13 protein-coding genes are annotated in these 14,861 nt (G+C 58.8%); 4 read left to right on the top strand and 9 right to left on the bottom strand.

Annotation, left to right across the window (positions count from 1 at the left end; genetic code table 11):
* Positions 1–46: 46 nt before the first annotated feature.
* On the top strand, positions 47–1,168 hold the full coding sequence (gene bioB, locus H9Q10_RS01105; protein WP_238480105.1) for a biotin synthase BioB: 1,122 nt from the start codon (positions 47–49) through the stop codon (positions 1,166–1,168).
* Here the strand turns inward: bioB and H9Q10_RS01100 are convergent.
* The 6 genes from H9Q10_RS01100 to H9Q10_RS01075 all read right to left on the bottom strand — a co-directional run bounded on the left by H9Q10_RS01100 (position 1,165) and on the right by H9Q10_RS01075 (position 4,123).
* Positions 1,165–1,341, bottom strand: a complete 177-nt coding sequence (locus H9Q10_RS01100) for a hypothetical protein (RefSeq protein WP_197902194.1) — start codon at positions 1,339–1,341, stop codon at positions 1,165–1,167. The genes bioB and H9Q10_RS01100 overlap by 4 nt on opposite strands.
* A 12-nt stretch (positions 1,342–1,353) precedes the next feature.
* Entirely contained in the window at positions 1,354–1,893 is a 540-nt protein-coding gene (locus tag H9Q10_RS01095; RefSeq protein WP_197902193.1) for a COG4648 family protein, read from the bottom strand.
* Entirely contained in the window at positions 1,890–2,150 is a 261-nt protein-coding gene (locus tag H9Q10_RS01090; RefSeq protein ID WP_197902192.1) for an acyl carrier protein, read from the bottom strand. Before H9Q10_RS01090 ends, H9Q10_RS01095 begins: the two co-directional genes overlap by 4 nt.
* Before the next feature lie 212 nt (positions 2,151–2,362).
* A complete protein-coding gene (locus H9Q10_RS01085; protein WP_197902191.1) occupies positions 2,363–2,623 on the bottom strand; it encodes a phosphopantetheine-binding protein in 261 nt (86 codons plus the stop codon).
* Positions 2,616–3,398 (bottom strand): lysophospholipid acyltransferase family protein, encoded by a 783-nt coding sequence (locus tag H9Q10_RS01080; protein ID WP_197902356.1) that lies wholly within the window; start codon positions 3,396–3,398, stop codon positions 2,616–2,618. Before H9Q10_RS01080 ends, H9Q10_RS01085 begins: the two co-directional genes overlap by 8 nt.
* A complete protein-coding gene (locus H9Q10_RS01075; protein WP_197902190.1) occupies positions 3,377–4,123 on the bottom strand; it encodes a beta-ketoacyl synthase chain length factor in 747 nt (248 codons plus the stop codon). Before H9Q10_RS01075 ends, H9Q10_RS01080 begins: the two co-directional genes overlap by 22 nt.
* A 243-nt stretch (positions 4,124–4,366) precedes the next feature.
* On the opposite strand from H9Q10_RS01075, the gene H9Q10_RS01070 reads away from it, so the two are divergent.
* Both H9Q10_RS01070 and H9Q10_RS01065 read left to right on the top strand, forming a co-directional pair.
* Positions 4,367–4,711 (top strand): barstar family protein, encoded by a 345-nt coding sequence (locus H9Q10_RS01070; protein ID WP_197902189.1) that lies wholly within the window; start codon positions 4,367–4,369, stop codon positions 4,709–4,711.
* Between the two features lie 69 nt (positions 4,712–4,780).
* Positions 4,781–6,481: a DNA recombination protein RmuC gene (locus tag H9Q10_RS01065; protein ID WP_197902188.1), complete on the top strand. Its 1,701-nt coding sequence runs from the start codon at positions 4,781–4,783 to the stop codon at positions 6,479–6,481.
* Between the two features lie 273 nt (positions 6,482–6,754).
* Here H9Q10_RS01065 and H9Q10_RS01060 read toward each other — a convergent pair whose 3' ends face one another.
* Complete coding sequence (locus H9Q10_RS01060; RefSeq protein ID WP_197902187.1) at positions 6,755–8,155, bottom strand: dihydrolipoyl dehydrogenase; 1,401 nt, start codon at positions 8,153–8,155, stop codon at positions 6,755–6,757.
* Between the two features lie 211 nt (positions 8,156–8,366).
* Complete coding sequence (locus H9Q10_RS01055; protein WP_218042235.1) at positions 8,367–9,125, bottom strand: glutathione peroxidase; 759 nt, start codon at positions 9,123–9,125, stop codon at positions 8,367–8,369.
* Between the two features lie 592 nt (positions 9,126–9,717).
* On the opposite strand from H9Q10_RS01055, the gene dnaK reads away from it, so the two are divergent.
* Positions 9,718–11,655, top strand: a complete 1,938-nt coding sequence (gene dnaK / locus H9Q10_RS01050) for a molecular chaperone DnaK (RefSeq protein WP_197902186.1) — start codon at positions 9,718–9,720, stop codon at positions 11,653–11,655.
* 118 nt (positions 11,656–11,773) lie between these two features.
* Here the strand turns inward: dnaK and H9Q10_RS12055 are convergent, their stop codons facing one another.
* Positions 11,774–14,836, bottom strand: a complete 3,063-nt coding sequence (locus tag H9Q10_RS12055) for an ADP-ribosyltransferase-containing protein (protein WP_197902185.1) — start codon at positions 14,834–14,836, stop codon at positions 11,774–11,776.
* Positions 14,837–14,861 lie beyond the last annotated feature (25 nt).

Here is a 14,861-nt window from a genome sequence, read left to right as displayed (position 1 = left end):
CCCGTCGGCGACATTGCGCCGCCGCGAATTTTTAAGGACATACAAAATGACCATCTCCCCCATCGCCTTGCGCCGGCAAACCGAGCGCAAGCCGCATCCCACTGCGCGCTATTGGAAAAAATGCGACGTCGAAGCCCTGTTCGGGCTGCCCTTCCTCGAGCTGGTTTACCAGGCCGCCGAAACCCACCGCCAAAATTTCAACCCGCGCGAAATCCAACTTTCCACCCTGCTCTCCATCAAAACCGGCGGCTGCCCCGAAGACTGCGCCTACTGCCCGCAATCCGCACACCACCACACCAACTTGGGCAAAGAGCAGATGATGGATGTGGACGAAATCGTCGAAAAAGCCAAAATCGCCAAAGCGCGCGGCGCCAGCCGCTTCTGCATGGGCGCGGCATGGCGCGGCCCCAAACCCAAAGATGTGGAAACCGTTTCCGCCATCATCAAAGCCGTGAAAAACTTGGGCATGGAAACCTGCGGCACCTTCGGCATGCTCGAAGACGGTATGGCGGAAGACTTCAAAAAAGCCGGTTTGGACTACTACAACCACAACCTCGACACCGACCCCGAGCGCTACAACGACATCATCCACACCCGCCACCACGAAGACCGCATGGACACCCTGGGCAAAGTGCGCAACGCCGGCCTGAAGGTGTGCTGCGGCGGCATCGTCGGTATGAACGAAACCCGCGCCGAACGCGCCGGGCTCATCGCCAGCCTCGCCAACCTCGACCCGCAGCCCGAAAGCGTGCCGATCAACCAATTGGTGAAAGTGGAAGGCACGCCGCTGGCGGATGCGGAAGATTTGGATTGGACCGAATTCGTGCGCACCATCGCCGTGGCGCGCATCACCATGCCCGAAAGCTTCGTGCGCCTTTCCGCCGGCCGCAGCAATATGCCCGAAGCCATGCAGGCCATGTGTTTCCTCGCCGGCGCCAACTCAATCTTCTACGGCGACAAACTGCTCACCACCGAAAACCCCGGCGAAGACGGCGACCGCGCCCTGATGGCCAAGCTCGACCTGGTGCCGCTGGCCTATCATCCCGATGAAGCCGCAGAAACCGAAAGGCTACCTGAAAGCGCCGCTTCAACGCAGTTAAAACGAGCAAAGCGAGTTTCCGCGAAGCTAAGCGAATGTGGCGGCGGAAATGGCGGCTGCACGCATTAAACGCCCGGAATCGGGTTTTCAGGTAGCCACCGCCACACCAAAACAGCATGTGCCTGCGCCATGCTGTTTTGATTGGGTAATCCGTTAGCAAACCAACCGGAAAGGCTACCTGAAAACCAAACCCGTGCTTCTTTTGCACGGGTTTGCCTATGGATGCGGTCAAGTATTGCCATGCCAAACTTCGCCTACAGCTTCAACACCCATTTGCGGTAGGCCAATTCGCCGCCCATCAGGAGGCCCATCAGGATGTAGGCGATGAGGCCGGTGTAGAGCGCCCACCAGCGGTGTTGGCCGAGTAGCGCGAGAAGGGCGGCGGTGCCGCCGTTGAGGGCGAAGAAGGCGCACCAGATTTGGGTAACGCGGCGGGTGTAGGCCACGCCTTCGGGCGGCAGGTCGGGGTGTTGCAGGCGGGCGAGGCGTTCTATGGCGCTTTGCTTTTGCGTGAGGCTGAGGCCGAAGAGGAAGAGCAGCAGGCCGTTCACCCACACGGGATACCAATACATGCTGTCAGGCCGTCTGAAAAGCAGGGTGGCGGCAAAGAAGGCGGCAATCAGCAGGGAGAGGCGTTTTTGCGCGGGGTCGCGCTGCATGGCGGCGCGGGCGAGCCAGAGCAGCAGCATCAGCCCGGCCAGGGGGTAAAACCAGCCCTGCTCCCGCCCGTAGTACCACAAGAGGGGGTAGAGCAGGCTGAGGAGGCCGAGCAGGATTTTGGCGGCGGTTTTCACGCTTCAGGTTTGGCGTCTTGGTAGAGTTTGGAGACGGCGGCGATGATGTCGTCGATGGTGCGGACGTTGCGGAAGTCTTCGGCCTGGAGTTTGTAGCCGGTTTGGCGTTTGATTTGGTCGAGCAGGTCGATGGCGTCGATGCTGTCGATTTCGAGGTCTTCGTAGAGGTTGGTGCTGCCGGTAACTTCGCTGGTGTCGATTTCGAACAGGTTTTCCAGGATGTCGAACAGGAAGGCGCGGATTTCGGTTTCGGTCATGGGGTATTCCTTACATGGCGGAAAGATGGAATGGTTGTCGGGCATGAATGCCCGACCTACGGTTTTAGCTTCGCAGAAGTTAGCTTTCAGGTAGCCTTTAATGGATTGTTTGAGCCAAAGCAATTCCGGCTTCATACAAGGCGGCGAGCCGCAGACAGTACAAGTGGTACGGCAAGGCGAGCCAACGCGGTAGGAAGCCGGAAGTGCTTTGGCTAGCCGCGTTGCTTTTGCACGAAGGAGGCCAGCGTGGACACATTGGCGAAGCTGTCGCGCAGTTCCTGGCTTTCGCCGTCGAGCTGGAAGCCGAAGTGTTTTTGCACGGCCAGGCCGAGTTCCAGCGCGTCCACGGAATCCAGCCCGAGGCCGCTGTCGCCGAACAGGGCTTCTTCGTCGCCGATGTCGGCGGGGGTGAGGTCTTCCAGGCCGAGGCTGTCGATAATCAGTTGTTTGATTTCTTGTTTCAATTCAGTCATTTTCTTGGCTTCTTTCGTTGAAATAGTGTTGCAGTTGGTCGTTGAGGCGGCGGGCGGCGATGGGCAGTGGGTGCTTGCCGAGCCAATCCTGCGGATTGATGTCGTCGCCCACGATAAAGCGGTAGGCCGGTTTTTGCAGCGGGATGGCGTACCAAGGCTGGCCTTTTTTGAAGTTCGGCGGGCGCATTTGAATCACCACGGGCGTGATCACCTGCGCGCTGCGCAAGCCGATGGACACCGCGCCGCGATGGAATTTCACCACGCCGTCCCAGCCGGTGCGCGTGCCTTCGGGGAACACCAGCAGGCATTGCCGCTGCAATACTTCGTGCACGGCTTCGACAAAATCCAAATCTTCCTGATTGGGCAGGTAGCCGCAGGCGCGGATTTGCCCAATCATGGCCGGGTTGCGCTGCAAATCGGCCTTCACGATGCAGTTGGCTTCCGGCACGCGACCGAGCAGGAACACCACGTCCAGCAGCGAAGGGTGGTTGGCCAAAATCAGCTGTCCGGGGCGGCCGAGCTGCTCGAAGCCTTCAAATTCCGCGCTCAAAATGCCCGAGCGCATCAGATAATAACTGAACCACAGCCAAGTGCGCGTTACCACGCGGCGCGCCTGCTTCTGCTGCGCCAGCGTGGGCGAACGGCGGAGCAGCCACGGCAGCAAGACGATTTGCAGCAGCACGCCGAACACGCCGAAAAACACGAAGCCCAGCCCGGTGGCCAGCAGCCGCCACAGGCGGTTCAATCGGGCACTCAAGGGGTAAGCCGCCGCCATTGCCAAGCCTCGTCTGCATATTGGTTTACCCATTCGCGGCTACCTGAAAACCGCTGCCTCAGCCATTCGAGCGCGCCCCAGTAGCCGATGTCTGCCACGTTTTCGATATTGTATGCGGCGGGGGAAAGCTCCCATTCTCCGCCGGCAGTGAGCAGCAGGGCGAGTGCGTGGGCGAAGGGCGCGCGTTCGGCGGGCGCGGCGGGATATTGCGCCTGCAAAGGTTCGTCCACCACCACCGCCAGCACGCGTTCCGCGCCGTCGGCCAGCAGGCCGGCCGCTTCGAGCACGGCGGTTTCCAAGCCGCTCTGCCGCACGGAAAGCGCGGTGTTCTCGCTCATGTCGCCGCGCAGCATCGACCACTGCCCGGCCAGGGCGTTATGTACGGAAAGGCCGAAGGAGGTGGGCGAAACTTCGTTGTCGCGCAACAGCGTGGTCCACAAGCCGAAGCTGCGGTTGATTTCGCCGTCGTGCGAGGCGAGCACCAGCGGGCAGGTTTCGCCGTCCGCCAGCAAGGGGTGCGCCGCCGCAAACAGCAGCCGCGCCGAGAGGCCGAGCCTGCGCCGCTGCATGGCGGGCAGGAAATCCACTTTCGGCGGCGTGTCGGGCAGTTCGGCGGCGTTCAGACGGCCTGAAGTCCACGCCGCCCATTCTTCGCCGGTGTGCAGGCGGGTGGAGGCGGCGTGCCAGCCTTGGATGGAAAAGCGGAGGTGGAAATCGGCGCTCATGCGGTTTCAGGTAGCCTGTTGCTTACATAAATTAAATTGGCGGGATTATAGCAAAGGAAGCGCTTGGCGGGCATTAGGGAAACGCAGGGCTCTGCGCTAAAATGGGCACCGCCTTGGCTAGGCTAAGGCCTCTTTAATTTTCAGGTAGCCTCATCCGGAGGAAAGGCTACCTGAAAAAAATACATAACCGTTTTAACTTCGTTGAAGCTTACGCTTTCAGGTAGCCTCAAACAGGGAAAAACCATGAGCCGCTTTATCCGCCAAACCCTTGCCGATGCCGACACGCTCGTTATCAGCGTGGACGTATCGAACCTGAGAAACCACCGCAGCCTGATGCGGCGTATGCAGGAAGCCTTCGAGCTGCCCGCCTATTTCAACGGCGGCGGCGATTCGCTCAACGACTGCCTGCGCGATTTGGGCTGGCTGCCGCAGCGGCATATCCGCATCACCTTCACCGGCCTGGCCGACCTGCAACGGCACGATGCCCGGCTGTCTGCCTATCTGATGGAAAGCCTCGAACTGTGGCGCGATTACTGGCAGCACAGCCCGCAGGCAGATAAAATCGTGCGGATTGCCCTAGAAACCTAGCGCGCACCCCCTTGCCGCAAACCTTTCCACGCCCGGCTTCGCCGAAGCTTATATTTTCAGGTAGCCCTCATGACCTTCACCCTTCCCGCCCTACTTGCCTCCTGCCTCGCCGCCGTGCTGCTCGGCATCCTGTTCGCGTGGCTGTGGCTGCGCGCCCGCCAACAGGCCGCGCAGCACGGCTGGCAGCAGGAAACCGACCGCCTGCAACACAGCCTCGCCCTGCAACAGCAACTGCAGCAACAAAGCGAACAGCAACAAAGCCAAACCGCCCAAGACCTGGCCGACACCCGCCGGCAGCTTGCCGCCGTCCAGCAGGCCGCGCAAGACTACCAAGCCCGCAGCGCTGCCGCTGAGCAATCCGTGCAGCATTTCACCAACCGCCTGGCCGAAGCCGCCGAACGGCAGCAGCAACTGCTGCGCGATCTTTCCGATACCAAGCAACAGCTTGCCGCCGAACAGGAAGAAAGCGAAAGCCGGCAAAGCCGCGCCGTGGCCGCCGAGCAATCCGTGCAACACCTCCAGCGCGAACGCAGCGAGCTTGCCGAACAGCAGCAGCAGCTGCAAAGCCAGCTCGACACCGCCCAGCAAGAGCTCGCCGCCAGCCGCCTGCAACACCAGCGCGTGCAAACCCAAATCGAACAGCAGCGGCAAGCCCACGCCGAGCAGATCGTGCTTTTAAACGACGCCCGCCAAAACCTGAGCGAACAATTCCAAAACCTCGCTAACCGCATTCTCGAAGAAAAAAGCCAGCGCTTTTCCGAGCAAAACCGCAAAGAGCTCGACCAGCTGCTCCACCCGCTCAACGAAAAACTGCAAGGCTTCAGCCAGCTCGTACAAAACACCTACGAAAAAGAAGCCAAAGAGCGGAACACCCTGGAAAACGAGCTCAAACGCCTGCAACAGCTCAACGCCCGCCTGCACGACGACGCCCAAGCCCTCACCCAAGCCCTCACCGGCAGCCGCAACAAAAGCCAAGGCAACTGGGGCGAAATGATTCTGGAAAAAGTGCTCGAAAGCTCCGGCCTCACCAAAGGCCGCGAATACGAAGTGCAGAGCGGCGGCCGCCACATCGAAGAAGACGGCAGCAGCCGCTACCTCCAGCCCGACGTGATCGTGAAGCTGCCCGACCGCAAACACATCATCATCGATTCCAAAGTTTCCCTCACCGCCTACGTGCGCTACACCCAGGCCGACAGCCCCGAGCAGGCCGCCGCCGCGCTTGCCGCCCACCTCGCTTCCGTACACCAGCACATCAAAGAGCTCGCCGCCAAGCCCTACGGCGAGATAGAAGGCATCGAATCGCCCGATTTCGTGTTGATGTTCGTGCCCGTGGAGCCCGCCTACCTTTTGGCGCTACAGCAAGACCCCGAGCTGTTCCAAACCAGCTTCGAAAAGCGCATCGTGCTCGTCGGCCCCAGCACGCTCCTGGCCACCCTGCGCACCGTGGCCAATATCTGGCGCTACGAAAACCAAAACCGCAACGCCCTGCAAATTGCCGAAGAAGGCGGCAAACTCTACGACAAATTCACCGGCTTCGTGGACACCCTGGAAAAAGTGGGCAAAAACCTCCAGCAGGCGCAAGACAGCTACCAAACCGCCTACAAACAGCTCTATTCCGGCACCGGCAATCTTGTGCGCCGCGCTGAAAAACTCCGCCAGATGGGCCTAAAAACCAACAAACGGCTGGACGAAAAACTGGTGGAGCAAGCCGGCACCGACGCCCTGCCCGAGCCGCAGGAAGCGACAACAGGCGAAGCGGCGGAAGAATAAACGCTTGCACGGCAGCCAAAGGCTACCTGAAAGCGCAGCTTCAACGCAGTTAAACGGAGCTTCTGCGAAGCTCAACATGCTCACCCCGCAGCGACAGAGATTTTCAGGTAGCCTGTATAGAACAAAGCAGGCTACCTGAAAAATATCCCTAGGCAAAACACGCTTGCTCCCACGCAAACCCAAGGCGCGCAAAAACGGCAAACGGATTGAATCCGCTTGCCGTTTGTTTTCAGTTTTGCCGAAGCTCAGCCCCGGTTGTACCAATGGGCAGCCTTAGGCGGCCAGCTTGGCGGCCACGTCGCGCAGGGCAGTGCGCACGCCTTCTTCGATTACGGGGTGATAAAAGGGCATATCCAGCATCTGCGGGATGGTCATCTGCTGCTGGTGCGCCCAGGCGAGCAGGTGGGCGATGTGCTCCAGCGCGGGGCCCACGCCTTCGGCGCCGAGGAAGCGGCCGGTTTCACGGTCGGCATACACGCGCAGGCTGCCTTGGTTGACCAGCATCACGCGGCTGCGGCCTTGGTTGCGGAAGGATACCTGGCCGGTGAGCAGTTTATCGCCGTATTCTTTTTCCAGCTGGCTGAAGCGGGCGCCCACGCTGATGATCTGCGGGTCGGAGAAGATCACGCCAATCAGGCTGCGGCGCAGGCCGGGGCGCACGTCGGGATAGCGGCCGGCATTTTCGCCGGCGATCTTGCCCTGGTCGGCGGCTTCGTGCAGCAGGGGCAGCTGGTTGGAGGCATCGCCGGCGATGAAGATGTGCGGGATGCTGGTTTGCATGGTGCGCGGGTTGGCGGTGGGCACGCCGCGCGCGTCTTTCTCGATATTGAGGTTTTCCAGCCCGATGTTGTCCACATTGGGGCGGCGGCCGATAGCGGCGAGCAGGTAGTCGGCGGTGAACACGCCGCTTTCGCCGTCTTGCGTCCACGCCACTTCCACTTGGCCTTTGTCGTTGAGCCTAGTTTCGGTGTGGGCGTTGAGGTGCAGCGGGATTTCTTGGCCGAAGATTTCCCGGGCGTCTTCCAGCACCACGGGGTCGGAAATGCCGCCGATGAGGCCGCCCAGACCGAACATTTCCACACGTACGCCCAGCCGGCTCAAGGCTTGGCCGAGCTCCAACCCGATCACGCCGGAGCCGAACACGGCCACGCTTTCGGGCAGGGTGTCCCAGGAGAACACGTCGTCGTTGATGATGAGGCGGTCGCCCAGCGCCTGCCATTGCGGCAGCACGATGGGGCGCGAGCCGGTGGCGATCACGATGCGGTCGGCGCGGATTTGGGTGTGGTCGTCGATCTGCACAGTGTGCTCGTCGATGAATTTGGCAGCGCCCATGATGCGGCGCTCGGCGGGCCAGGCTTCCACGTCTTCCACCACGAAGCCGACGAAGCGGTCGCGCTCGGATTTCACGCGCTGCATCACTTCTTGGCCGTTCACGCTGATGCTGGATTTATCCAAATGCACGCCGAAGGGGTCGGTGTGCAGGGCATGGTGTCGGGCTTCGGCGGCGGCAATCAACAGCTTGGAGGGCATGCAGCCGACGCGGGCGCAGGTGGTGCCGAATACGTGGCTTTCGATGAGGTAAACATTTTCTGTGTAGAGGCGGGCGTTGCGGAAGGCGCCCATGCCGGCGGTGCCGCCGCCAATCACGACGACGTCTGCGGTGAGGTGTTTCATGTCTGTTTTCCTTATGTGTGGAAGACCTTTCAGGTAGCCTGCATGGCTGGTATTACCGCGCCAAATAATGAAGAATGCTGCGGCGTTGCCCCATGCTTCATTTGGAACGGCAATCTAAAGAGGCTACCTGAAAGGCCTTTGGGAAAAGAGCCGCCCTCCTCGGGCGGCTCGCAATGCTATCTATTTAGTTTGGCAACTGGATAGCGGGAAATTAGGCGTGTTTGGCCAAGTAGGCGTCCAAGTCTTCGCTGCCGCCGATGTATTTGCCGCCGATGAACACTTGCGGGGCGGTTACTTTGCCGGTGATGGCGCGCACGGATACGATGCTGGCGTCTTTGCCCAACACGATTTCTTCATAAGCCAGGCCTTTTTCTTTCAAAGCGGCTTTGGCTTTGGCGCAATATTGGCAGCCGGGTTTGGTGAAAATGGCGATGGATTCTTGCGGTTTCCAGTTTGGGGCCACGAATTTCAGCATGGTGTCGGCGTCGGACACTTCAAAGGGGTCGCCTTCTTTAATCGGCTCGATGAAGGCTTCCACGATTTTGCCGTTGTCCACCAGCATGGAGTAGCGCCAAGAGCGCGGGCCGAAGCCGATGGCTTCTTCATTTACCACCATGCCCATGCCGCGGGTGAATTCGGCGTTGCCGTCGGGGATCATGGTGATGTTGTGGGCTTCTTCGTCGGCAGCCCAGGCGTTCATCACGAAGGTGTCGTTCACGGACACGCACAGGATGTCGTCGATGCCGTTTTCTTTGAAGGCATCAGCCAGCTCGTTGTAGCGCGGCAGGTGGCTGGAAGAGCAGGTGGGGGTAAACGCGCCGGGCAGGGCGAACACCACGACTTTTTTGCCTTTGAACAGCTCGTCGGTGGTCACGTCTTTCCAAGAATCAGCCACGCGGGTGTGGAAAGTAACGTTCGGCACTTGCTGGCCAACCAGCTGGTCACGGGTTTTGATGTTGATAGAAGACATATCGGGCTCCTTAATTAAAGTGAGTAATGCGTGATGGGGAATAAATATTTCTCGTTGGGATAATGCAGCTATATCAGCAGGTGGGCATTGTAGCCACCGGCCGGCGATTTGCATAATTTATAGTTCAAATGACACAAATTGATTTGCACTATACGATTGTTCGGCAAGCACAAACGCGCCACACCACATCCGGAAAACGAGCGGGATAACATTGCCTTTAATCAGGGCGATCGGAGTAGATTTCAATAGCGGCGGCAGAAAAATACTTCGGGCACGAAACGCGCCCAGCAGCATGCCTCCTTTTCAGGTAGCCTTTTTCAAGCAAGCCCAAGAAAGGCAGAGGCTACCTGAAAAAGGCACGCAGCCAAATACCGCCTCCACCGCCCCACCCGTTTTTCAGGTAGCCTCAATTTTTTAATCACCTATTATCAATCGATTACATCGAAAATCGCACGCTCTCTTGAAAAAAAAACGGCCAATCCCATTTACTGGTCAAGCTAAAGCGCCGCCAAGGCGCCGTCTAATCTGAAGCCTTTGCCAATTCAAGGATTGCGCAAAGGTTCCAATCTACATAAACAAGGAGCTATCCATTATGGCAAAAGTTATCGGTATCGACTTAGGTACCACCAATTCCTGCCTGGCCATTTCCGAAAACGGCCAGACCAAAGTAATCGAAAACGCCGAAGGCGCGCGCACCACCCCCTCCGTGATCGCCTATCTCGACGGCGGCGAAATCCTCGTGGGCGCGCCGGCCAAACGCCAGGCGGTAACCAACGCCAAAAACACCATCTACGCCGTGAAACGCCTCATCGGCCACAAATTTGAAGACAAAGAAGTGCAGAAAGACATCGACCTGATGCCCTTCCAAATCGTCAAAGCCAAAAACGGCGACGCCTGGGTGGAAGCGCAGGGCAAAGAATTGTCTCCGCCGCAGATTTCCGCCGAAGTGCTGCGCAAAATGAAGCAGGCCGCCGAAGCTTATTTGGGCGAAACCGTGACCGAAGCCGTCATCACCGTGCCGGCCTACTTCAACGACAGCCAGCGCCAGGCCACCAAAGACGCCGGCCGCATCGCCGGTTTGGACGTGAAACGCATCATCAACGAGCCGACCGCAGCCGCATTGGCCTTCGGCATGGACAAAGGCGCCAAGGGCGACCGCAAAATCGCCGTGTATGACCTCGGCGGCGGCACCTTCGATATTTCCATCATCGAAATCGCCGACTTGGACGGCGAAAAACAGTTTGAAGTGCTCTCCACCAACGGCGACACCTTCCTCGGCGGCGAAGACTTCGACCAACGCCTGATCGACTACATCATTTCCGAGTTCAAGAAAGACCAAGGCATCGACCTGAAAACCGACGTGATGGCGCTGCAACGCCTGAAAGAAGCCGCCGAAAAAGCCAAAATCGAGCTTTCCAGCAGCCAACAAACCGAAGTGAACCTGCCCTACATCACCATGGATGCCACCGGCCCGAAACACTTGGCCATGAAGATTACCCGCGCCAAATTCGAAAGCCTGGTGGAAGACCTGATCGAGCGCTCCATCGCCCCCTGCCGCACCGCCATCAAAGATGCCGGCCTGAGCGTGAACGACATCGACGACGTGATTTTGGTGGGCGGCCAGAGCCGTATGCCCAAAGTGCAGGAAACCGTGAAAGACTTCTTCGGCAAAGAGCCGCGCAAAGACGTGAACCCCGACGAAGCCGTGGCCTTGGGCGCGGCCATCCAGGGCGAAGTGCTGGGCGGCGGCCGCAGCGACGTGCTGCTGCTCGACGTTACCCCGCTCTCCCTCGGTATTGAAACCATGGGCGGCGTGATGACCAAGCTCATCAACAAAAACACCACCATCCCCACCAAGGCTTCGCAAGTATTCTCCACCGCCGAAGACAACCAGAGCGCCGTAACCATCCACGTGTTACAGGGCGAGCGCGAACGCGCCTCCGCCAACAAATCGCTCGGCCAATTCAACCTCACCGACATCGCCCCCGCCCCGCGCGGCATGCCGCAGATTGAGGTGGCCTTCGACATCGACGCCAACGGCATCCTGCACGTGTCCGCCAAAGACAAGGGCACCGGCAAAGCCGCCAACATCACCATCCAAGGCTCTTCCGGCCTGAGCGAGGAAGAAATCGAACGCATGGTGAAAGATGCCGAAGCCAATGCCGAAGAAGACAAAAAACTGCACGAGCTGGTGCAGAGCCGCAACCAGGCCGAAGCCCTGACCCACTCCGTGAAGAAATCCCTGGCCGACTACGGCGACAAACTGGATGCAGCCGAGAAAGAAAAAATCGAAGCCGCCATCAAAGAAGCCGAAGAAGCCGTGAAAGGCGACGACAAAGCCGCGATTGACGCCAAAGCCGAGGAGCTGGGCAAAGCCAGCCAAAAACTGGGCGAAATGCTGTATGCCGACGCCCAGAAACAGGCTCAGGCCGACCAGCCCGGCCAATCCGCCGAAGGCGCCGGCCAGAGCAAAAAAGGCAACGACGACGTAGTGGATGCCGAGTTTGAAGAAGTGAAAGACGACAAATAATCGGCGAAATTGTTTGCAGTTCTTACATCGAAAAGGCTACCTGAAAATTTTCAGGTAGCCTTTTATTTGAGCGTTATGTGATCATCTGTTGCACTATAACTTATTCAGTTTATTTGTTTTACCGCTGCGAGCGGTAATCCCGCATCATTTCGGTAAATTCCTGCGGTGCGGTATTGGCCAGTTTCAGCTTGGCTAATAAAGGCTTCAATGTCCTGCCGACACCGTGATACAGCGCCAAGCCTTTCTCCCATTCGCCCAGCTCGTTCCTGTCCAGCCAGCCCGGCTTCGCCTTATCGGTCATTTCCGCCACGCTGCGGCTGTACAACAGCCCGTTTTCGCCTGCCTTATCTTCGGCAAATTGGGCATGCACGCTGCGCACATTGGCCGGGTCAAACACCACCACTTCATGCGCATCGTCGCCCAATTTCAGAATCACGCCATCATGCCCCATCTCCTGCAAACGCCGTGTCAGCGCATCGGCGGTTTGGCGGTCGGTATGCTGCATCCGCGTTTTCAAATCCTTGTCGGCGATATAGGGGTTTTCCAGCTTAATCGCCAGCGGCATCACATTCTGCCCGCCTTCGTTGCGGCGGCCTTTGGCGTAAGCATAAGCCTCCGCCGCATCCGGGTTGTCGGTCAGGTACACTCCCGTGCCTAGCCATCCGTGGTCTTTCCGTCCGGGGTGGTCGAGGTCAAACGCCGATACATCTGCATGAGTTCCGTGAAAGAAGTGTCGGAGGGCAGGCGTAGTGTCAGCGCGTCGAGTTCCGCTGCCGACTGCACCTTCGCCAGCTCCCGCACCCATTCCTCTTTGCTCAGCGGGGCTTGTGCCGGTGCTTCGGGTATCCCCATCTCGGCCAGCCATTCTTCCGGGTTGAAGCCGTTCATTCAGTAAATCCTCCCATTGTTGCTCAGTCATAAAACCCTGTTCGATGGCGCGCTGCTGCCGCGCATCAGGGCTGGCATTATTTTCCTCCGCCCTGTCAATTTTCCGCAACAGCTCAAACACCTCATGGTCGCCGAAGTCCGTGTGTTGAATACCGAACGCCCGCGCCAGCACTGCCTGCAAACGTTTGGCAAAGCGCGAGAAGTAGCCCGCCAATCCGCTGCGCATTGCCAGCGGCACGCTCACTTTGTATTTATCCTCCAGCGCCGCATAGTCGCTATTCTTCATCGCCGAGTAGAGTTCCACCGCCGCCTCTTCCGTGGCCTGGTCGAAGTTGATGGCCTCGCCCGCTGCCTTGCGTTGGCGCAGGATGGTTTGCGCCAGCTGCTTGATGGTCGGGTTCAACCGTGCCTGTTCCAGCACCCCGCGCCATTGCTGCCAGCCTGCCACATCGATTTTGCGGTGCCCCAGCTCGTGCCAGGCGGCAAACTGCGCCGTCCGCGCATTGGGCAGGTTGTCCGCAATCAGCGTGATGCGTTTGCTCTGCGGGTCATACCAGCCTTCCACCCCGCGCAAATCCTGCGCCCCGTTCGGGCGGCTGGCTTCCTCGGCGGTCAATACTTCAATCAGCCGCATATTGCGCCGCCCCACCGCGCGTTCCACCTGCTGCCGGATTTCTGCCACCCGCTCCGGCGTGGCCGTGCTTTGAGTGTTGCGGGATGGGTTCACCGAAAGGGCAGGGTTGTTTTTCAGGTAGCCTTGCAGGTTCTTTTCGGTTAGAATCTTTTTACGCCCACGTGATTGCGCCAGCATGCCGTTTAATTGTGAACGGAACGACTGCGCCTCACTCGAGCCAAAACGGCTCGGCTGTCTGGTCGGTAACGCGGCATTTGAGCCGGAGCTTCCCAGCACAGTGTGGGCGTTAGCCATGTCCATATATTTCAACAGGCCATCACGCACCCAACGCTGCCAGGGCATCCTGCTGTTGGCATCATAGGCATTCACCAAGATGTGCGCTTCCAGATGGTTGCCATTAGGTTCAATGATGATGCGCACAGGCCGCCCCGCCACTTTCTCCGGCGCAATAAACACCAAGCGGTCTTTGTCGGTATCGCTTTCAAATACGGCGGCAGGCTTATCCACCCATTCCGGGATTTTCTTCCATACCTCCGCCGTCATCTGCGGGTGGTTGTCCAGCCCCTGAACCACTTTGCTTTCCACCAAGTGCAGCGGCATATCGCCGTAGCCCAGCATATCCAGCATATCGGAGCGGTCGAGCACCCGTTGGCCACTGTAGTTCGGCTTACTGCCGGCAAACAGCTCGTCAATCCGCTGCTCGTATTTCTCCTGCGTGGATACGCTGCGGCTCAGCTTCAAGTTGTTTGGATTTTGTTGCTCGTCCCAAAATCTGCCCAACTGTTCTAGGAAATCCTCTTTCCCTATCACACCATCTCGTTTAAAGCCGACAGCTTCCATCACTTCGCGCAATTGATTGTGCATCTGCGCATGCATATCTGCCGATACTTTGTCGTGCTGTATAGCATCAATTTGTTTGGCGTAGTCGGCTAGAAATTCTTCGCGGTCTTTTTCAGTAGTTTCCTGTCGTAATTTTGCCAACCGCTCACGCAGGTTATTTCCTTTTTCTTGTGCCAGCCGGTCGTTGATGATTTTATTTAACTGTTGTCGGAAGATTTCTCCGTCTCGCCCAGTTCCGCGCGGGTCTTCGCCAGTGCCTGCCTCATCGCTTCGGCGGCCTGCGGGTTGCGGTTCAGTTTCTGAAACAGGCTCGCCAGCGGGTCGTTCGTCTGCCCGCCCGAAGAGTTGCCGGTTGTCTGCGCTTCGTCCGTGTTCTTGTTCGTAGTCATTTATCGTTTGCTCCAAAAGTTGCTGTTTGTCGGGTGCGGCCTGCTCGCCGAACACATCCTGCTGGTTCGGGTTGCCCTGCGCCGCCAAGGCATCGTAATAGTTGCGCAACAGGGTGGCAATAGCCTTGCCGCTGCGTTTGTGTTCCTCAAAGAAGGCCAGCAGCTCGCGCGATACCGCGTTCATGTCTTCGCCAAACAAGCCCTGCTGTGCCAGGTAGTCGGCCACGCTGTCGCCCTGTTCACGGATTTGGTTCAGCTTCTCCGCCGCCTGCACCACCTCTTCGGCAATGTCCGCATCGTGCATTGCGCCGGCGCGGATGTTGTCGCGTGCCTGGGCAATCTTCGGCGCAGCCTGCACCAGCGCGTTCACCAGGTTTCTCGCCCCCTGGTCAGTGCTTTCCACCATGTGGCTCAAAGTCGGGTGATGCACACCGTCTTGCCCTAGTATGAAATCA

Origin of the sequence: Eikenella glucosivorans (genome assembly GCF_016025525.2) — a bacterium.
GTDB lineage: Bacteria > Pseudomonadota > Gammaproteobacteria > Burkholderiales > Neisseriaceae > Eikenella > Eikenella glucosivorans.
Note: the sequence above shows the minus strand (reverse complement) of the source record. Positions and strands in the feature narration are given on the sequence as shown.